Consider the following 18,563-nt stretch of genomic DNA (forward strand, 5'->3'; position numbering starts at 1 on the left):
GTAGATTGAAACTACGGCGAGCCTGATCCTCCTAAGCCAATCAAACGCTCGTGTTCCAAATCATTCGATGACGGACAGGCAATCTTGGGCACAGATTACACCAACAGAATGGTCAGTTTGCATTTGAGTAAATGGAAACGGCAAATTGGCGCAGTAATCTCGCTCCCGGGTTCTGTAGAGATTAGGAATCTGCCAATCCAAAGGGCATGTAGAAAGCACGCTGGCCAAAAGCTTACCCCTGTTTGGAACTCACTCCATGGCTTCAGGTTGATGTTTTTTTGAATTGTTGATCAAAGAGTTTTTTGAATTGACCATCGAGTTTCATCAACTCGTCTAGGTCGCCTTGTTCGACGACGGCACCATCCTGTACGACCATGATTTTGTCGGCCTCAAGGATGGTTGAAAGCCGGTGGGCGATGACAATGACAGTCATATTCTGCGTCAGAGCGTCTAGTGCGGATTTTACAAGAGCCTCAGATTCCGCGTCCAGGGCACTGGTGGCCTCGTCCAGAAGTAATATTTCAGCATTGCGCAAGATAGCCCTTGCGATTGCAATCCGTTGCTTTTGACCGCCAGATAAAAAGGACCCGTTTTCTCCGACATGTGTGTTGTAGCCATCAGGCAGACTACAGATGAAGTCATGCGCGTATGCCGCCTTCGCAGCTTCGACAACCTCTTCGTCTGATGCTTCAGGCGCCGAGCAGCGCAAGTTTTCCATCACGGAGGCCGAGAACAAAAACGTGTCTTGGCCGACATACGAGATCTTTCGTCTAATCGAAGAGAAGCGGGCGTCTTGTAAGTTCTGACCATCGATTTCGACGGTTCCTTCATCGGGGTCATAGAAGCGCATGATCAGGCCGAATATGGTGGACTTTCCACCCCCGGACTGGCCGACTAGAGCCGTTGTTTTCTGAGCTTCAAACGTGACGTTCATGTCTTCGATTACGGGAATTGATCCGGTATAACCGAATGTGACGTTTCGTAAAGCGATTTCACCTGGCCCATCGAAGAGGTCTCGCGCCTCGGGGCTTTCTTTCATCGTGTCTTCTTGATCCAGAAGCCCAAACAAAAGCCCGACGCCAACCATGGCTGCTTCGATCTGAACGCGCATTCTTGAAAGTCGCTTAGCGGGTTCATACGCCATCAGTAGCGCCGTTATGAAAGACATCAATTGGCCGGCCGTGGGTGGTTCCGAGCCTGCAAGACCCAGCGACGAGACGACCAGAACGCCAGCAACTGCGAGACCTGCCAGAAACTCCATAAGTGGGCTGGCGATCGCCGCTAGCTTTGCAATGTCGTTCGAGCGTTCTTCTACCTTAAGGATTGCGGTTTCCATACGGTTGATCATACGATCTTCCAGCGAGAACACTTTTATCACTTTGATGCCGGCAGATGTTTCCTGAACCACGCGAATAATCTCTGCCAGCGATTTGAATTCCTGCTGCATTATGGCGCGAACGCTTTTTAACAGATGACGTACGCCAAAGAGAGCAATAGGGCCGACAACGAAGAACATGATGGAAAGTACTGGCTGTTGGTACACCATGACCGTGACCAAGCCTACTAAGGTCAAAGCGTCCCGAACGAATCCGGTGACGAGAACATCAATCAGGGTTCGGGCAGCCTGCGCGCCTTGGGTCGTTCGCATGAGCAGGTCAGAGGATTCCATCTCTGCGAAGAAAGAAACGCCATGCCGCAACAGCTTGCGGTACAAGCGGTCTTGTTGCATCGCGATGATCCGGTTGCCCGCGCGAGCGAGGTAGATAGATTGGATATAAGAGGCGAGCGCTTTGGCTAGAAATAGCAAGACAACGCTAAGAGCAATCACGGCTGCCCATTCACGCATTTCAGGGCTGGTCATCGCGTCAACGATGTATTCCATCATGAAAGCAGAGCCCGCAGTGGTTGCGGCAACAGCGATCATCGCAACGATAGCAACGGCATAAAGGGGGCCTTGGGCAAAAAAGCTCTCGGTAATGAGGCGGCCCATATGGCCTGATCGCCAACTGGTCCAGGCACGCTTAATCATTGCATTCTCCAGATCGTGAAATCATGCGCTCGTTCAGATAACCTATATTCAATCCTGTCTAAAGGGCAGATCAAATGGCGCGAAAGAGTTGCCCATTCGAACGGTTGCGCAATTGTCCAAGTCAAATAGGCTTGGGCGCCGGAATGAGCAAGTGTCTGCTGTAAAATAGAAGGCTGGCGATGCCGCGTATTCCGGTATGGGATCACGCGACACGCGCTGCAGTTTGGATTCCGACATACTTGTTTTAGCGAATTTGTCTTGCTTACACCGTGTCTCCACAAATTTATGGAGTTCCGCGATCTGATTGCGACTGCAATGCAACAACCAGAGCAAACCGGGGGCGGGTAGAATCTCTGACTGGGAGATTAGGTGTCGTCAAATGATTTTCTTTTTAGTTTCATTGTGATACTCAGTGTGGAGCCACTATAATGTTCTGCTTTTTCTGCAAGATCATTGTAGCGTATGTCTGATTGTTTACCTTGAGCGGTTTTTTGCTGCGGGAAAGCGTCAATGCAACACTGTAGATAGGGATCGACCGATTGCACTTGTAACTGGTAAACACGGCTCATAGTAACTCTGTGAAAAAATATTGGTATTATTTTCGTGTCCATCAAGACCGTCATTTTGAGTCTACCGAACGATGTAGAAAGGCGACGTTTCTGCGAAAGCGAAATTGCGCGCTTTGGCCTGTGCCACAAATTTAGCGATGCCATTGCCGGCGATCAGATAAGCAACTCGGAGCTGCGGAAATTTTATGACGCGGACATGAACCGCATCAAGTTCAAACGTCCCCTCAGCCGAAATGAAGTCGCCTGCACGTTGGGACATCGTCAGATATGGCAAGAGATTGTGAAATCTCAAGACTATGTCAGTCTTGTTTTAGAGGATGACGCCGCCTTTGTTCAGGACCCCAGACCTTTTTTGGAAGAGCTCTTGGAATGTGGTAAGTGTTTCGAAGACGTTATGATCAAGTTGGATGGCATTTCGAGGAACAATGGGCAGGTGATTAAATCCGTTGCAGATCAGTACCTTATCCTGTCTGACCGTCTACCGCCGAGAACTACTGGCTACATCATCGGCAGGCGCGCCGCCAAGCGCCTATTGGCGCTGAATGCGCCGATCGCGCGACCAATTGACATCGACCTAAAGTTCTACTGGGAGCATAACGTGCCCATCCTGACCCTTGGGCAAAAGATGATTACAGAGCGCGAAGACTTCAACAGCACCATCGATCACTGCCGAAGCAAAACCAAGCCGGGTTCATCCATGGCCAGGTTCGTTCGAAACTTAATGTACCAGACAAAGTACACGTACGGACGGTTGAGCCACCCGCTGAACCCGGACATGATCGAAGGGCTCGGCCCCCTGATGCAGGCCGGCAATCGGGTTCGGAACCGCGCATGAAGAATAGCCTTGTGGTTGTCCGTGCGGGCAACAAGTCATTGCACCATCGGTGGCAGGAAATCCCCTATGAAGATCGTAGCTACGATCTTCTGATCAGCTATTTCTCGGACGAGGCCTTTGCGGCATTCGAACCTGAACCCGGTGTTGAGGCCGTGCTGGTAAAAGGCGGCAAATGGGACGGGTTGTTCAAATCCCTGGTGGATCGTGACCTGGATCAATATGACTACTATTGGCTGCCGGATGATGATCTGGACATCAGCGCCACGGCGGTAAATGCGCTGTTTGATGCCATGCAGGTTCACGGCCTGCGTATTGCGCAACCGTCACTGACCCCCGAAAGCTATTTCTCGCATTTTGTGTTCAGCCAATGCCCGGGCTTCGTACTGCGCTACACGAACTATATCGAGATCATGGCCCCGTGCCTGCACAAGGATATCCTGAAGAAAGCACTGCCGCTTTTCCAGGGCACCATGAGCGGCTACGGCCTGGATTATATCTGGTGCAGATGGGCCGAGGCTGGCGCGTTTCGAACTGCCATTCTGGACGAAATTGCGATGCACCACACGCGGCCGATCGGAAAGAACCTGAAAGCTGCGATGGCCGAGTCGAATAACCTCAGCTCAGAGGAAGAAGAGGCCGTTCTAAAGCAGATGTTTGATCTGTCGCGGCGTACCGTTCCGGTCGTCTTTGCCGCGATCCTGCAGGGAGGGCAACCCATCTCGGGTCGTCTGCAGCTGGGGTGGCATATGTGCCGGGCGTGGATGTCGGTCCTGCCTAAGTTCCGAAGTGCCAGCGAGGCGCGGTCGGGGATTTTCAAAATTGCCCGCCGTCAGCTGATCAAACCCCTCGACATGACGACGATTTCGATGAAACAGGAAAGCCCCTGATATGCAGTTCTTGATGGTTGGGGCCGGATTGTCTGGAGCCGTGATCGGTCGGCAACTTGCGGAACAAGGGCATGATGTCACCGTGGTCGACAGCCGTGACCATATCGGTGGAAACTGCCACACAGAACGGGATGCCGATACCGACGTCATGGTCCATGTGTACGGGCCACATATCTTCCATACGGATGACGAAGAGGTTTGGCAGTATGTGAACCAATACGCCAACTTCCTGCCCTATAAGAACCGGGTCAAAACCACCTCGCGGGGGCAGGTTTATTCGTTGCCAGTGAACCTGCATACGATCAATCAGTTCTTTGGCAGGACCATGCGCCCGGACGAGGCGCGCGCGTTTGTCAGTGAAGAGCAAGCCGATACATCCATAACCGACCCGCAGAGTTTCGAGGAACAGGCGATGCGGTTCGTCGGTCGCGACCTTTATGAGGCGTTTTTCAAAGGCTACACGATCAAACAGTGGGGATGTCACCCATCCGAGCTGCCAGCGTCGATCCTTAAGCGTCTGCCAGTGCGGTTCAACTACGACGACAATTACTTTTTCCATAAATTCCAAGGCATGCCCGAGAACGGCTATACCGACATGATTGCCGGTATCCTTGATCACCCGGGTATCAAGGTGAAGCTGAATACCACTTTCGATCGCAACATGGCGGATGGCTTCGATCATGTGTTCTATTCTGGCCCGCTGGATGGCTATTTCGACTACGAGCTTGGGCGCCTGGGTTATCGCACGCTTGATTTCGAACGGTTCACCTATGACGGCGACTACCAAGGCTGCGCGGTGATGAACTATGGCGAGGAAGAGGTGCCCTTTACCCGGATCACCGAGCACAAGCACTTTGCACCGTGGGAGTCGCACGAAGGCTCGGTCTGTTATCGCGAGTTTTCCCGCGCGGCGGGTCCGGATGACATTCCCTACTACCCGATCCGTCAGGTAAAAGAAAAAGCATTGCTGAGTGAGTATGTTGCGCTGGCCGACAAGACAGAGAAGGTAACTTTTGTTGGCCGTTTGGGTACTTACCGTTATCTGGATATGGACGTCACGATCCGCGAAGCCCTCGACACAGCGCGCGTTTTTTTAGCCGCGTTCGAAGCGAAACAAGCCCTGAAACCATTTTATACCGCGCCAGTTTAGGCGCGAGCGCCGGGCCGTTTCGGTCCAGTGCTTACTCGATTCGCGTTCTGGCTGATCGGACGGAATGTCTTTGTGACGGCCCTAGCTTGGATGCAATTTATTCCGGATCGTCAGGCTCACTTACTCGGTGCTAGCTTTAATCGCTCAGAAGCGAATGAAGGTAGGCGCCATAAGTCGATTTTGCGAACAGTTTCGCGCGCTTCTCGAGAGCGGCATCATCAATCCATCCATTGCTCCAGGCGATCTCATCAAGGCTACCGGTTTGCATACCCTGACGTTCTGTCAGCGTTCTTACAAAGCTTCCTGCCTCCAGCAGAGTGCCGTGTGTCCCAGTATCCAGCCAAGCGAAGCCCCGACCCATAGTCTGAACATCGAGCAGGTTTTCGTCCAAGTACATTTGCAAAAGCGAAGTAATCTCAAGCTCGCCGCGCTCAGACGGTTGGATTTCTTTAGCCCGCGCCGGCGCGTCACCATCAAGAAAGTAAAGGCCGGTGACTGCGTAGTTTGACGGCGGGTTTTGTGGTTTTTCAATAATCTGACGAACCTTTTGGTCCTCAAAAGCAACAACGCCATACCGCTCCGGGTCGGCGACGCGATATGCAAAAACCGTACCGCCTTGCTTGTTGGCATCTGCCTGGGCCAGCAGGCTTGGAAGACCGTGGCCGAAGAAGATATTGTCTCCCAAGATCAATGCCGAAGGAGCGCCAGCGAGGAAATCTTCCGCCAGTGTATAAGCTTGCGCCAACCCGTCAGGAGAGTCTTGCACGATCCACGTCAGTGATAGTCCATACTGACTGCCATCACCAAAGAGGCGAATGAACTGCTCCTGGTCCTGTGGTGTTGTGATGATTGCAACTTCGCGGATCTGCGCCAACATCAATACACTGAGTGGGTAGAAAATCATTGGCTTATCGTAAACTGGTAGCAGCTGTTTGGACACGGCCATCGTAATCGGGTAAAGCCGCGTTCCAGAGCCTCCGGCAAGAATAATTCCCTTACGTTGCATGCGTTAACCTTTCAAAATTGGCCTTTTGGGGTCTGACCTAATTGCCTCAGTACCTTGGTTAGCCCGGCTTTCCAGTCAGGGCGAAGAAGCCCATAAGTTTTTTCAAGCCGGGAACAGTCCAGCCGCGAATTTTTTGGGCGGGCAGCAGGCGTCGGGTATGCGCTGGTCGGGATATCTTCAACCGAAATATCTAAGCCTGCCTGTAAAAAAATCTCGCGTGCGAAATCTGCCCAGCTTGCGTCTGGGCTTCCTGCATAATGAAACAGGCCACCCTCCACACTGGACCCTGCCTCGGCCATTCTAAGCAATGTAGCTGCGATGTCCGCTGCAGGCGTGGGGCCCCCAACCTGATCGGCAACTATGGCTACGTGGTTTCGTGTTTCCGCCAATCGAAGCATCGACTTGACGAAATTGTTTCCATGCGCCGAGAACACCCAACTTGTACGGAGAATACCATGCCAGCCTCCGGCCGCCGCGACCTTAACTTCGCCTTCCAGTTTAGTACTACCGTATACGCCAAGCGGGCTAGTCGGGTCGTTTGTAGTTCGTGCGAGCGTCCCTGATCCATCAAAGACATAATCCGTCGAGATGTGAATGAACGGAATGCCACGTTCGGCCGCCGCTTGGGCCATAGAACCGGGCGCATCAGCGTTAACGCGCCGAGCGATATCTTTCTCGTCTTCAGCCTTATCGACCGCAGTAAAAGCAGCGGCGTTGATGACCACATCAGCGTTGGTTTTCCTAATGTGGTCAGCGCAATTTTCCGGATGTAAAAGGTCGGCGTCCTCGCGACCCATCGCCTCCAATAGGATACCACGCGCAGGCGCTTGCCGTTGCAATTCTGTAGCGACCTGCCCGCTTCGACCGAAGACGAGTATTTTCATTTGGCGATACCAAGACGATCACCAACACCATCGCGCGCCAGAAGCGCATTCAACCAAGCTTCGTTGTCCAGATACCATCGGACGGTCTGTTCCAATCCCGTCTCAGGAGTATAGGTTGGGTGCCAGCCAAGGTCTTCAACAATTCGAGTTGGATTAATCGCATAACGGCGGTCGTGGCCAGGGCGATCAGTCACGAAAGTGATCTGTTCAGCATAAAGTTTCTCTGCCGGTCGAAGCCGGTCCAGGATACTGCAGAGCAATTTGACGAGTTCAAGATTTGTCATCTCGTTTTCGCCACCAATGTTGTAGCTTGCACCGACGGCCGCTTTTTCCAGAACAAGCAACAGCGCTTCTGCATGGTCCTCGACATGCAGCCAGTCGCGGATGTTGTCTCCATTACCGTAGATAGGTATCGGCTGCCTAGACAATGCCTTGTGGACAACGACCGGTATCAGCTTTTCGGGAAACTGATATGGACCATAATTGTTTGAGCAATTTGTCAAAACAATTGGTAATCCATATGTTTCGTGCCAAGCGCGAACAAGGTGGTCCGAGCTCGCCTTTGAGGCCGAATAAGGCGAATTAGGTTGGTAAGGACTTTCTTCTGTGAAATATCCGGTTTCTCCCAGAGTTCCAAAAACCTCATCCGTCGAGATATGGTGAAAGCGAAATCCAGATGGTTTGCCCGCATCAGTCCAGTAAGCGCGCGCCGCCTCCAAAAGAACGTATGTACCAGTTACGTTTGTATCAATAAACGCAGCGGGGCCGTCGATTGAACGGTCAACATGGCTTTCAGCAGCTAGATGCATGATCGCATCTGGATTGTGTTTCTTAAGCACAGACGTCATCGCCGACGGGTCGCGAATGTCTGCGTGTTCAAACGTGTAACCATCCGCATCAGCAACTGTTGCAACGTTGTCGAGGCAAGCCGCATAAGTCAGCGAATCCACGTTGATTATGGAATGACCTTGGGCAATTGCACGACGGACAACCGCGGATCCAATAAATCCGGCGCCTCCGGTGACCAAAAGTTTCATTTGGTGTCCTCAAATATAAAAGGGGATTCCTGCTCTGACAGGCGCAGCGCAGCCGCATCTTTATCAGACAGCTTTATTTCGGTTGATTTGAGTGGCCATTCAATGCCGATTTCGCGGTCGCTCCAGTGAACAGCACCCTCAGTTTCTGGCGCATAAGTGTCCGAACACTTATATACAATTTCGGTGTCCGGCTCCAATGTCATAAAACCATGAGCAAAACCAGCCGGGACGAATAGCATGCGCCCATCTTCAAAACTTAGCTCTTCGCCGACCCATTGACCAAATGTCGGAGACCCCTTGCGAATATCCACCACGACATCGAAGAATCTTCCTCGTCCGCAGCGAACAAGCTTAGCCTGCGCTTTCGGTGGCGCCTGGAAGTGCAGGCCTCGCACCGTTCCGATTTCACTGGACACAGAGTGATTGTCTTGGACAAAAACCGTCTTGATCCCGGCAGAAGAGAACTGATCACTGTTGTAAGTCTCCTCGAAAAAACCTCGGTGATCGCCAAATCGCTTTGGCGTAATCAGCTTCACCTCTGGTATAGAGAGGGTTATGAATTCCATAATAGACATTACCTATAGTGCCATCCTACGGAGCGCGCAGGGTCAAGAATGCGCTAGCTCAATCGCCATCGCTGGACAATATCCAAATAGGCTTATACTCGAAAATGGAGGCCGGGAAAGTCTCAATGTAGAAAGTTGCGTGTTCGCTGGCCTGTCTGCAAGTCAGATGGCCACCAAGCGGCAGACCGCTTGCCGTCAACTAAGCAGTTAGTGTGTTCGGAGCACTTCTTGAGGCATTGAGCTATGTAGAGGGATATGCCTCAAGTTTTGCCAGTTATCAAATGCTTGATATCAGGTTACAGCACTTAATTGACATGTGCTCCTGTTCTCTGGATTGGAGGCCCCGAGGTCATCGAGGATTTGGTTTCAGTCAATTCAATAGACTACTGGCAGTCGAGTTCGATGCTTGGTATCAACAGCGCTGAAATTTTACTCACCTCGTGTTGGAAGGGTCTATGCTGTCGCAGGAACGAAACAAGGCCGAAGTCGTTCGACGGACGGGGTACGCGTTTTCGACAATTTCGAACCTCATCGAAAACCACGACGTCATCGCGTTCGATGTTTCTAAAACATTGCTGTCGCGTTGCATGCTAAGCTCGGATGGCGTTTTCCGTTTCATGGAGCAGTCACTTGGTGTCGAAGGTTTCTGTGGCGCAAGACTAAAGGCGGAGCAGCTTGCCGAGCGGCGTTTTGGAACCAATGAAGCATCCGAGATCAGTCTAAACGAAATTTATAGTCTTCTTGCAGTCCTTCTGCCGGACAACACCGTGACGCCTGACGATGAAAGAGAGTTCGAAGAAAAGTTCCACTTTTCAAATCAAGCCTTTGTTATGATTGCCACAGTTGCTCAGGCCAAAGGGAAGCAATTGGTCGGTATTAATGACACGCGACTGAATAAAGACCAATTATCGAGGCTATTAAAATCACATGGGATTGAACTGGATGCGCTCATTAGCTCTACGGAAGGCCGTCACTTTCTTTTGAAAGTTGCAGCTAATGAGGAGGTCGCACCGAACCGTGTCCTGCATTTTTGCCAGCGCGAATTCACGAACATGAACGTTGACGTGGACTGCGCTTTGACAGCAATTCATGTAAACCAACACAGCGATTGCCTTAGGCAGGATGATGCTCCATTTGTTGATCAAGACCGCGGAGAATATACGTTCGCCTCGGACTTGATTTTCGGCCAGATCGCAGCGCGAATGCCTCATGTCGATCCCGAGGAACCCGATCTTTATAGTTTCGGCTTCAATGTTTGCGGGCCGGTATTGCTGGGGTTCTGTGACTATATTGCGGAACGTTCAATACAAGATGGGTTCGATGAACTGCTTCTTCCGCCTGGCCAAGTCCAGATTATTGAGCAATCGCTAAGTACTCTGAAATTGCCATTATCATGTTATTCGATCAGCGAAGTGATAGAAGTTTTAACCAGTGATCTTTCGAACGTCCCTTCCGAAGAACGCAAACAGTTATGGCATCGTATTGAAGCATGGAAAGCCCGAGGTTTAAATAACATTGCTATTGTGGATGTCGATGGCAGCGCTCTGGACTTTGATTTTTTAACTTCGCCACAAGTGCATCGGTATTGTATTTTTGGTCAAAGTTCTCCGGTTCGCCAGGAAAGAGCTTCAGCGTATTTGCTTGACGGTTCAATCGCGACGAACACCGATGTGTCGGTAATAGGAGGTACAGTGCTTTTTGACTTGCTGTTTGCCAACCCTAAAGCATCCTTTCCCGATTTGAGTTCTGGGAAAGACATATCTGTGGTTTTGAATGGCGAGGCTGAAGCGATCACCGATGTTGGACTCCTCGCTTCTATTTGCGTCCAACGAGGGGCTCTCGATTTCCTCCGTATGATCGCGCCGATAAAGGATACGTTAGATCGCCGGGAACTGAAGGATTTCAATCTTTTCTGCCTTACGCGCCTAGTCACAACGCCAACTGAACGGGAATATCGGACATTCGAAAACGTTCCGTTTCCGTGGTGCAAGGGTGAGACTGAATGGAGAACGATCGAGTCTTACTGGAAGCCTGTGTCAATCTCGTCAAGATATCTGACCGATTTTCGTCGGCAGATTCACGAGCAGCAGCTACACAACTACGACCGTATGCTGCCAAATTCCATTAAGGATTTATCTATGCGAGACGACATAGGGCAACTTGATTGGCGCCGCATAATGTACCGCCACCCGCTGAAAATCTCGTACTGGAATTCAGTGCGGCGTTTTCAGCGTCAAAAACAAAATGAACTGGGTCAGGAATGACAGTTTCAAACGGTGACCCGTTGAAGATTTTCGTTCCGTTTGTGAATGAAAAGATGGCAACTGAACTGTTCTCTGAAAACAAGTTTTTGTTGAATATGGATATTCACCTATTTGACAATCGCGGTCGATCGGCAGGCTTGCCGAAGCTATACAACGAAATCATAGAAAACCACTTGAATGAGGATGTGTGGCTGTTTTTCGTTCATGAAGACTTTGAAGTTCAGGGAGAGTTGTTTGGCACAGAGAACTTGGCACACGAAGCAGTCTACGGGACCTTTGGAGTAAGGCTGGACGGGCATGCGCCGGTCGGGTTTGGGCAGCATAAATGTAGTGAAAAAGATGGCTCTTCGGTGCTACAGGTTGGTCTGCCGGTTACGTCACCGACTTGGGTTGAAACATTGGATTGCGTGGCGATCTTAATACACACTCGGCTGTTAAGGGATCGACCTAGGTTGCGGTTTGATGAGGCCCTAACGTTCGACCTTTACGCCGAAGACTTTTGTATCAATGCACAGGAGAATTTTGGCGTTCCTGTCATGGTTTTGCCCGTTGAGTTTCAGCACTACTCCAAGGGATATGTTACAGAGCGTTATTGGCGTGGAATAAAACATCTGGGCGAAAAATACCCAAATGTTGGTGTTCCCGGAAGTTGTTCGTTTATTGGGGGGAAGTCGCAAGAGCTTGAAACCCACTATACCTATGATATTCCGGCTAACAGAAAAAAAAGGCGTGAAAGAGCCGCGAAGAAAAACCGAAACTATTTTAAGGCTTTGCGATTATTTAGAAAACGCCCTTAATTGGCGGTTATACGTAGCAGGTCATTAAGCCCCGTATGACATTCATTGCTACTAGCCAAAGAAAGACGCAAGTAACACCCACATTTGCAATCTCGGTGGAGTTTTCGAAAAATGTGGGTAGCTATAGTTTAATTTTCTTTCTTTTTCGTAACGCAAACTTCAGTATGGCGTACGAAAAGGGGTTGAGTTGAGATGCATATGCTGCTCGCCACCGACTATTTTTGGCGTTGCTATAATGTGTGTTACGTTCACCAATTCGGGTCAGGCTCTCACCAGTTGTGTCTCCCACTCCATCGAAGATTCTGACATTCTTGAATCTATGGGCGTCCAGGCGGTGCGGCTTTCTCAGAAATTGACGCAAGTCGCGTTCATCTTTCGGTCTGGTAAATTTAGATATCGTCTCGGCCGACATTGCCTGAAGTACAGACTCGATAGCATTCAGCGCGGCATCTTGAATTATTTTCGCGCGCCGGAGGTTGGCTGCTTCCAAGTCGCTGACATCAGCAGTGCTCCAAGATATCTCACCTGAGTCATTTTCTTTTAATCCAAGGACGCTGCCATGATCTGCTGAACAGAAAAACTCAACGATATCCCGAAAATCGGTAAACCAGGCGGCCAATTGGGACGGAAGCCCATTTGATGCTGTATAGCTTTCATAATCCAGACCGCCGCGCCTTAGGATTGATATGGCGTGAGGACTTGTTCCGAAATACAGACCGACGACATCCGCTTCCGTGCCCACGATCTCGCAAATTGAACGCTGTAGGCTACCGCGCCAGCCGACATCAAACACAGCGGTCTTCGTGCCTACAGGAAAAGCTGAACGGTAATATTTTGTCAGCAGGTCGCGCTCATGCGCGAAAGATTGATAAAAAGCCTCGGGGTTTTCCCTGAGAAGACCCAAGGCCTGTTTGCGTGTATTTCTCGTGAGTGGCTCTGTTTCACTCAAGCCGTGATTTGCAAAGATTCCTTTTAGGCTTGGTCCGCCTGAGATCTTGTTCAGGAATTCTTGCAATGTTTCCGAATTCGCCAAGGTCGTATGAAGCATACCACCAATAGTGTCGGGTTCCAGAACAGTGAATGGCAGCGTGAGCAATCGCCTAGACGCAGCTAAGTACTGCGTGTCATATTTGTCTGGCCACAGCAGTTCGAACGCAGCTTTGGGAAACATCCCATCGCGTGCAAGAAATGCAATGCGCGAGATGCCCTTTTTGTCCATCACCTGCTTCATCCAGATAAGCATTGATGTGATCAATGGCGCGACCAATACGGCCCCGACGGCCTCAAAGTACTGGTCCTCGGATAATGTACGGAAGTCTAACTTTTCAGCATCGTAATGATGTGTCTCCAGAAAATTCGCGGAAAAAATCTGAGAGACTGGGCGGGTTCCTGCAAGAATATTGGAATGGTGCTTTGGTTTTGGAGATCTGGCAGGTACGTCCTTGCTAGCCAAGACTACATGGGACTGCATACCTGCGCTGGCAGCCATTTTGCCATCGGCATGTTTGTTATCACCGATATGTAAAATTTTTTCGTGTGGAACACCAAAGTACTCAACCACCTCTTCGAACAAGTTGCCAGTATGTTTGGTCTTTCCTTGCTCGTTCGAAACGAAGACGCGTTCCCATCCGATAATTCCTTTTGCCTCCAGCACTTTCTCAAGAAAGTTTTGGGGAAGGTACATATCCGACGTGATGACAAGTCGTTTCTTTGTGTTTTTTAGCTTGGCCACCAACTTTCTTCCAAAATTGGTGGCGTGAAGCAGGTCCATTTCCGTTTCTAGTTCGAGCTGTTTGATCTGCTCAGTTTGCGTACCGCTACAATTCGTGAGTTGTTGAAAACAAATATAAACCTCGTCTAACGAAACGTCCTCCAGTCCTTTCTGGTCTGCGTCTTCCCGAGCCAATTGCTCGGCTGCGACCCGATAGTCCTTAAAATACTCGGTCACCTGCCTTGTTTCTATGTGCTCCTCCATGAAACCAAAGGCATCAATGGGAGAGTTGCAATGGCGAAAAAGGAGGGTGTCAAAGATGTCAACAGACAGGAAATCGTAATCTCCGATCTTGGAAAGCACTGCGCTACTGGAAGACACATTCATTGTTTTTCTGCGATTGCTTATTAATGCCAAAATAGTCTCACGCTAACTAGGTTTGTCTGAATTGATGCTTGCGTCAGGGCTCGACAAAAGCACTGACTCACTCTTGCGCAGAAATTCGGTTAATGCAGACGACTTATCAAGCTGAAATTGAACTTCGTCCATTTTCGACAGCTGCTGAAGCACGAGTAGTACTTCGAGACAAAGCGTTAGTGAACCCGAGTTTTCGGTTCACTTTACGCTTTTGGGTGATCTCCGCGACTGACTATTTGTCAGTTGGAATTGAGTGTTTTTTTAGAGTATTGCGTTTCGACTTCTGGAAACCGCGCCCGTGTACGGTTTGCGAAGGCAACCAGCGACAGCATCACCGGGACTTCAACCAGAACTCCTACGACCGTCGCCAGCGCTGCTCCCGAGTTCAATCCGAACAGGCTGATGGCCACAGCGACAGCCAGCTCAAAGAAATTGGACGTGCCGATCATGGCGCAAGGTGCGGCGATCCGGTGCGGCACTTTCAACGCAAAGGCTGTGCCGTAGGCTAGGGCAAAGATACCGTAGCTCTGGATCAGGATGGGTACCGCGATCAGGACAATCACCAGTGGTTTGGCCAGAATGGTCTGTCCCTGCAAGCCGAACAGGATGACGACAGTGGCGATCAAGCCCATGACCGACCACGGTTTGACACGTGCGGAAAATGCGTCGATGGCCTGGGGCGATCCCAATGTACGGCGCGTTATCAGGCCGGCGATCAGCGGTAATACCACATACAACACAGTCGCCAGAACCAGTGTCTGCCATGGAACCTGAAGGTCGGTCACGCCCAGCAGAAAGGCCACGATTGGGGCGAATGCCACCACCATGATTAAGTCGTTTACGGAAACCTGCACCAGCGTATAGGTCGCATCGCCCTTGGTCAGCTGAGACCAGACGAACACCATGGCGGTGCACGGTGCAGCACCCAGCAGGATCAGCCCGGCCGTATATTGAGCCGCGTCTTCAGGTTCGATCCATGGTGCAAAGACGTGCTCAAAGAACAGAACCGCAAGAAAGGCCATGGTGAACGGCTTAATCAGCCAGTTGACCACCAGCGTCACGATCAGCCCGCGTGGCTGGCGTGCAACGCCCGCCACTGCGCCGAAGTCGACGCCGACCATCATGGGGTAGACCATCGCCCAGATCAGCAAGGCCACGACCAGATTGACGCTGGCCACTTCGGCTGAGGCGATCAGTTGAACCAGGCCGGGTGCAACCAGTCCGATCAATACGCCGCCAACCATGGCCAGCGCGACCCAGACGGTCAGGTAGCGTTCGAAGATGCTCATGTATATGCCTCATTCGTCTGGTCGGTTAGTTTGCCGGATGTCAGGGCGGCCAGCGCGACCATAGCAGCAGCGGTGCCCAGAACCAGTGAAAGCCCGCCAATCTGATAGGTAAGTCCCGATAGGACAGTGCCGACCAGGCGGCCAGTCGCGTTGGCCATGTAGTAAAACCCCACATCCATCGTCACACGCTCGGACTTGGTGAAAGCCAGGATGAGGTATGAGTGCAGCGCCGAATTGACGGCGAAGATTGCCCCAAATGCCAATAGGCCCACAACCAGCGTGACGGTCAGCCATGTCTCGGGGCCGGATGAGAGAAGAACCGCGATGGTCAGGGTAGCAGGCACGCAAAACAGCGCCGCGGCCCAATTCTTGGCAGCGTGGATTAGATCCCCTTCCGAGCGTTCCTTTGCACGCAGGATTTTCGGCGCGCTGGCCTGAACTGCTCCGTAAAGTATGACCCAAACGGCCATGAATGTGCCGATCATAAAAAATGCGGCACGGTTGCCATCCTCAGTTCCATCCGAAAGCACCGCGTAGAAATAGATCGGGATGCCGACTACAAACCACACATCCCGCGCCCCAAACAAGAAGACACGAGCGGCGGATAGCCAGTTCACATTGGCGGATTTTGAGAAGACCTCGGAGAATTTGGCGCTTTTGCGCCCTTTGGGCAGGCCGGTCGGCATGAACAGGATGACGGCGACGAGGAATGCGGCAAGTATGATCGCCATTGCCAGAACAGCCCACATGAAGCCCACTGTCGCCAACAGTGCCGCCCCAAGCAGAAACCCAAACCCTTTCACAGCGTTCTTCGAGCCGGTCAAAATCGCGACCCAGCGAAACAACCCTCCGCCCTCGGTCGGGGCCAGCAGTTTGACGGCGGATTTTGAGGACATCTTGGCTAGGTCCTTTGCAACCCCACTGGCCCCTTGCACAATCATCACAAAGCCAACTTTTACTGGGATCGCCCAATTAGGGTCTAGTTGCGTAAGAACCAGCAACGCTGCAATCTGCAGTGCCAGCCCTGCATAAAGCGTCGAGGTCAGCCCAAACCGCGCCGCGATCCAACCGGCGGCAAGGTTCGTGCCCATGCCGGCGATCTCATACAGAACAAACAGATATGCCAACTGAACCGGCGAGAATCCCATGCTATGAAAGTGCAGCAGCACCAGCATACGCAGGGCCCCGTCGGTCAGCATGAAGGCCCAATAGGCTGCTGTGACCGTGATATAGGCCGACATACCTTCGGGCCTTTGGGTCACAGCGATGCACCAACCATCAGGGCAACGTCGACCAGACGATGGGCGTAACCCATTTCATTGTCGTACCACGCATAGATCTTCACCTGCGTGCCGTTCACCACCATGGTCGAAGGCGCATCCACAATCGAGGACCTTTCGTCGTTGGTGTAGTCGGTCGAAACCAGCGGCCGCGTCTCATAGCCAAGGATATCTTTCAACTCACCTTCGGCAGCGGCCTTGAAAAGCGCGTTGACCTCTTCGACGGTGGTTTCTCGCTCAACCTCGAATACGCAATCCGTTAGCGAGGCATTCAGCAAGGGAACTCGCACGGCGTGACCGTTCAGCCGCCCCTTGAGTTCCGGGTAGATCAGCGTGATTGCCGTGGCCGACCCGGTGGTGGTCGGGATCAGAGAGTTCAAAGCAGATCGCGCCCTGCGCAGATCTTTGGCGGGGCGGTCCACGATGGTTTGCGTGTTGGTCACATCGTGAATAGTGGTCATCGACCCGTGGCGAATACCAAGGTTTTCGTGGATGACCTTGACCACTGGGGCCAGACAATTCGTGGTGCACGAGGCCGCCGTCACGATGCTGTGGACATCCAGATCATAAGTGTCCTCATTCACGCCCATAACGATGTTGGCGGTCGGGCCATCCTTGACCGGGGCCGAGACAACAACCTTCTTAACACCCGCTTCGAAATAGGGGGCCAGCTTGGCCTGAGTCTTGAAAACACCGGTGCAGTCGATCACCACATCTACACCGTCCAGCGGCAGTTCCGCCAAATCCCTGGTGCCGATAAAGGGCAGACGCGTGCCGTTGATCGTAACGCTGTCGGCATCATGCGCGAACGTGGCATCCCAACGCCCATGAACCGTGTCAAACTCCAGCAGGTGCGCGTGCATCTCGGGGTCGCCCACCGCATCATTGATCCAGGCGATCTTTGCGCCTTTGTCGAGCAGCGGTTTCAAGGCCAGTTTCCCCATCCGGCCCAATCCGTTCACAGCATAAGTCGTCATTTCATGTCCTCAGTGGGCGTCCTACCGATGTCATCAACAGCAGTTTGCAGTGCGATCCGGTCGAGGCTTTCGACCGGCAAAGACGTAAAGGCCTCAATCCGTCGCTTGAGCGCGCCATATGCATGTTGAAATGCAAGGCTTCTTTCAGCATCCGTGCCCTCGGCCCTGACCGGGTCCGGCATGCCCCAATGGCCACTGATTGGCTGGCCTTCCCAAGCGGGGCATTCCTCATTCGCGGCCTGATTGCAGACCGTGAAGACGAAATCCATCTCGGGCGCGCCGGGGGTTGCAAATTCGGACATGTTCTTGGACCGCAGGATGGATGTGTCATGTCCTTTGTCGTCCAGAACTTGCACGGCCATCGGGTTGAGCTCGGATGTGGGTTGCGTGCCGGCCGAGAAAACGTTGAACCGGTCGCCCCCCAACGTGCGCAGCAGGGATTCCGCAAAAATCGACCGGGCAGAATTGCCCACACACAAAAACAAGACGTTGAATTTCCGATCCGTCGCCGCCTTATTTCCCTGTGCAAATGGCATGCAGATATCGGGGCGACCGCGACAGCAATCGACAATCAGATAATCGAGCATCTGCTGCACGTTTTTCATTTCAATCGAATAGAGCAGAGATGTCCCGGAACGTTCCTGCTTGACCAGCCCCGAACGCTGAAGCGCGTTCAGATAGTTCGACAAGGTGCTGGCCTTCACGTCGAGCTCCGCCGCCAACTCGCCCGCCGGAACACTGTCAGGAAAACGTCGCATGAGCATGCGAAACACAAGGATACGCTGCGGATGACCCAGGATGGCCAATTGGTCTGTTATCTGTTCTATCATATTTCATGAAATATTAAAATAAGACAACCCAGTCA

Annotated in this window: 15 protein-coding genes; 5 read left to right on the plus strand and 10 right to left on the minus strand. The window is 51.9% G+C overall.

Going from position 1 to position 18,563, the window contains the following annotated elements; translation table 11 throughout:
* Positions 1-262: 262 nt before the first annotated feature.
* Positions 263-2,029 carry an ABC transporter ATP-binding protein gene (locus tag AC2FLJ_RS09240; protein ID WP_496705424.1) on the minus strand — a complete coding sequence of 589 codons (1,767 nt, stop codon included), beginning with the start codon at positions 2,027-2,029 and terminating at the stop codon, positions 263-265.
* Positions 2,030-2,632: 603 nt separating this feature from the next.
* Here AC2FLJ_RS09240 and AC2FLJ_RS09245 point away from each other — a divergent pair.
* Genes AC2FLJ_RS09245 through glf form a run of 3 tightly spaced genes read left to right on the plus strand, consistent with a single transcriptional unit; the run spans position 2,633 to position 5,470 of the window.
* Positions 2,633-3,433 carry a glycosyltransferase family 25 protein gene (locus AC2FLJ_RS09245; protein ID WP_472722576.1) on the plus strand — a complete coding sequence of 267 codons (801 nt, stop codon included), beginning with the start codon at positions 2,633-2,635 and terminating at the stop codon, positions 3,431-3,433.
* Complete coding sequence (locus AC2FLJ_RS09250) at positions 3,430-4,320, plus strand: hypothetical protein (RefSeq protein ID WP_496705426.1); 891 nt, start codon at positions 3,430-3,432, stop codon at positions 4,318-4,320. Before AC2FLJ_RS09245 ends, AC2FLJ_RS09250 begins: the two co-directional genes overlap by 4 nt.
* Before the next feature lies 1 nt (position 4,321).
* Entirely contained in the window at positions 4,322-5,470 is a 1,149-nt protein-coding gene (gene glf, locus AC2FLJ_RS09255) for a UDP-galactopyranose mutase (RefSeq protein WP_496705428.1), read from the plus strand.
* 136 nt (positions 5,471-5,606) lie between these two features.
* Here glf and rfbA read toward each other — a convergent pair whose 3' ends face one another.
* Genes rfbA through rfbC form a run of 4 tightly spaced genes read right to left on the minus strand, consistent with a single transcriptional unit; the run spans position 5,607 to position 8,963 of the window.
* A complete protein-coding gene (gene rfbA, locus AC2FLJ_RS09260; RefSeq protein WP_472722579.1) occupies positions 5,607-6,476 on the minus strand; it encodes a glucose-1-phosphate thymidylyltransferase RfbA in 870 nt (289 codons plus the stop codon).
* An 11-nt stretch (positions 6,477-6,487) separates the two neighbouring features.
* Complete coding sequence (gene rfbD / locus AC2FLJ_RS09265; RefSeq protein ID WP_496705430.1) at positions 6,488-7,360, minus strand: dTDP-4-dehydrorhamnose reductase; 873 nt, start codon at positions 7,358-7,360, stop codon at positions 6,488-6,490.
* Positions 7,357-8,397 (minus strand): dTDP-glucose 4,6-dehydratase, encoded by a 1,041-nt coding sequence (gene rfbB / locus AC2FLJ_RS09270; protein ID WP_496705431.1) that lies wholly within the window; start codon positions 8,395-8,397, stop codon positions 7,357-7,359. The genes rfbD and rfbB overlap by 4 nt, the downstream gene beginning before the upstream one ends.
* Positions 8,394-8,963, minus strand: coding sequence for a dTDP-4-dehydrorhamnose 3,5-epimerase (gene rfbC, locus AC2FLJ_RS09275; protein ID WP_472722581.1), 570 nt, complete (start codon positions 8,961-8,963; stop codon positions 8,394-8,396). The genes rfbB and rfbC overlap by 4 nt, the downstream gene beginning before the upstream one ends.
* 455 nt (positions 8,964-9,418) lie before the next feature.
* Between rfbC and AC2FLJ_RS09280 the strand changes: the two genes are divergently transcribed.
* Both AC2FLJ_RS09280 and AC2FLJ_RS09285 read left to right on the plus strand, forming a co-directional pair.
* A complete protein-coding gene (locus tag AC2FLJ_RS09280) occupies positions 9,419-11,227 on the plus strand; it encodes a hypothetical protein (RefSeq protein WP_472722582.1) in 1,809 nt (602 codons plus the stop codon).
* The gene (locus tag AC2FLJ_RS09285) at positions 11,224-12,024 is read left to right on the plus strand and encodes a hypothetical protein (RefSeq protein WP_496705434.1); all 801 of its coding nucleotides are present in this window, start codon (positions 11,224-11,226) and stop codon (positions 12,022-12,024) included. The genes AC2FLJ_RS09280 and AC2FLJ_RS09285 overlap by 4 nt, the downstream gene beginning before the upstream one ends.
* 121 nt (positions 12,025-12,145) lie before the next feature.
* Here the strand turns inward: AC2FLJ_RS09285 and AC2FLJ_RS09290 are convergent, their stop codons facing one another.
* The 5 genes from AC2FLJ_RS09290 to AC2FLJ_RS09310 form a co-directional block, all read right to left on the minus strand.
* Positions 12,146-14,122: an HAD-IA family hydrolase gene (locus AC2FLJ_RS09290; protein ID WP_496705436.1), complete on the minus strand. Its 1,977-nt coding sequence runs from the start codon at positions 14,120-14,122 to the stop codon at positions 12,146-12,148.
* Between the two features lie 269 nt (positions 14,123-14,391).
* Positions 14,392-15,441 (minus strand): ACR3 family arsenite efflux transporter, encoded by a 1,050-nt coding sequence (arsB, locus tag AC2FLJ_RS09295; protein ID WP_496705438.1) that lies wholly within the window; start codon positions 15,439-15,441, stop codon positions 14,392-14,394.
* Entirely contained in the window at positions 15,438-16,703 is a 1,266-nt protein-coding gene (arsJ, locus tag AC2FLJ_RS09300; RefSeq protein WP_496705440.1) for an organoarsenical effux MFS transporter ArsJ, read from the minus strand. Before arsJ ends, arsB begins: the two co-directional genes overlap by 4 nt.
* Entirely contained in the window at positions 16,700-17,698 is a 999-nt protein-coding gene (locus tag AC2FLJ_RS09305; protein WP_496705442.1) for an ArsJ-associated glyceraldehyde-3-phosphate dehydrogenase, read from the minus strand. Before AC2FLJ_RS09305 ends, arsJ begins: the two co-directional genes overlap by 4 nt.
* Positions 17,695-18,528, minus strand: coding sequence for an arsenate reductase/protein-tyrosine-phosphatase family protein (locus AC2FLJ_RS09310; RefSeq protein ID WP_496697450.1), 834 nt, complete (start codon positions 18,526-18,528; stop codon positions 17,695-17,697). Before AC2FLJ_RS09310 ends, AC2FLJ_RS09305 begins: the two co-directional genes overlap by 4 nt.
* Positions 18,529-18,563: the final 35 nt, after the last annotated feature.

Source organism: Ruegeria sp. CDSA034 (genome assembly GCF_059612275.1).

Excerpts from the sequence above, each read along its gene's own strand:
- AC2FLJ_RS09240 (WP_496705424.1), bottom strand. The coding sequence starts at position 2,029 with ATGATTAAGCGTGCCTGGACCAGTTGGCGATCAGGCCATATGGGCCGC.
- AC2FLJ_RS09250 (WP_496705426.1), top strand. The coding sequence starts at position 3,430 with ATGAAGAATAGCCTTGTGGTTGTCCGTGCGGGCAACAAGTCATTGCAC.
- glf (WP_496705428.1), top strand. The coding sequence starts at position 4,322 with ATGCAGTTCTTGATGGTTGGGGCCGGATTGTCTGGAGCCGTGATCGGT.
- rfbA (WP_472722579.1), bottom strand. The coding sequence starts at position 6,476 with ATGCAACGTAAGGGAATTATTCTTGCCGGAGGCTCTGGAACGCGGCTT.
- rfbD (WP_496705430.1), bottom strand. The coding sequence starts at position 7,360 with ATGAAAATACTCGTCTTCGGTCGAAGCGGGCAGGTCGCTACAGAATTG.
- rfbB (WP_496705431.1), bottom strand. The coding sequence starts at position 8,397 with ATGAAACTTTTGGTCACCGGAGGCGCCGGATTTATTGGATCCGCGGTT.
- rfbC (WP_472722581.1), bottom strand. The coding sequence starts at position 8,963 with ATGGAATTCATAACCCTCTCTATACCAGAGGTGAAGCTGATTACGCCA.
- AC2FLJ_RS09280 (WP_472722582.1), top strand. The coding sequence starts at position 9,419 with ATGCTGTCGCAGGAACGAAACAAGGCCGAAGTCGTTCGACGGACGGGG.
- AC2FLJ_RS09285 (WP_496705434.1), top strand. The coding sequence starts at position 11,224 with ATGACAGTTTCAAACGGTGACCCGTTGAAGATTTTCGTTCCGTTTGTG.
- AC2FLJ_RS09290 (WP_496705436.1), bottom strand. The coding sequence starts at position 14,122 with ATGAATGTGTCTTCCAGTAGCGCAGTGCTTTCCAAGATCGGAGATTAC.
- arsB (WP_496705438.1), bottom strand. The coding sequence starts at position 15,441 with ATGAGCATCTTCGAACGCTACCTGACCGTCTGGGTCGCGCTGGCCATG.
- AC2FLJ_RS09305 (WP_496705442.1), bottom strand. The coding sequence starts at position 17,698 with ATGACGACTTATGCTGTGAACGGATTGGGCCGGATGGGGAAACTGGCC.
- AC2FLJ_RS09310 (WP_496697450.1), bottom strand. The coding sequence starts at position 18,528 with ATGATAGAACAGATAACAGACCAATTGGCCATCCTGGGTCATCCGCAG.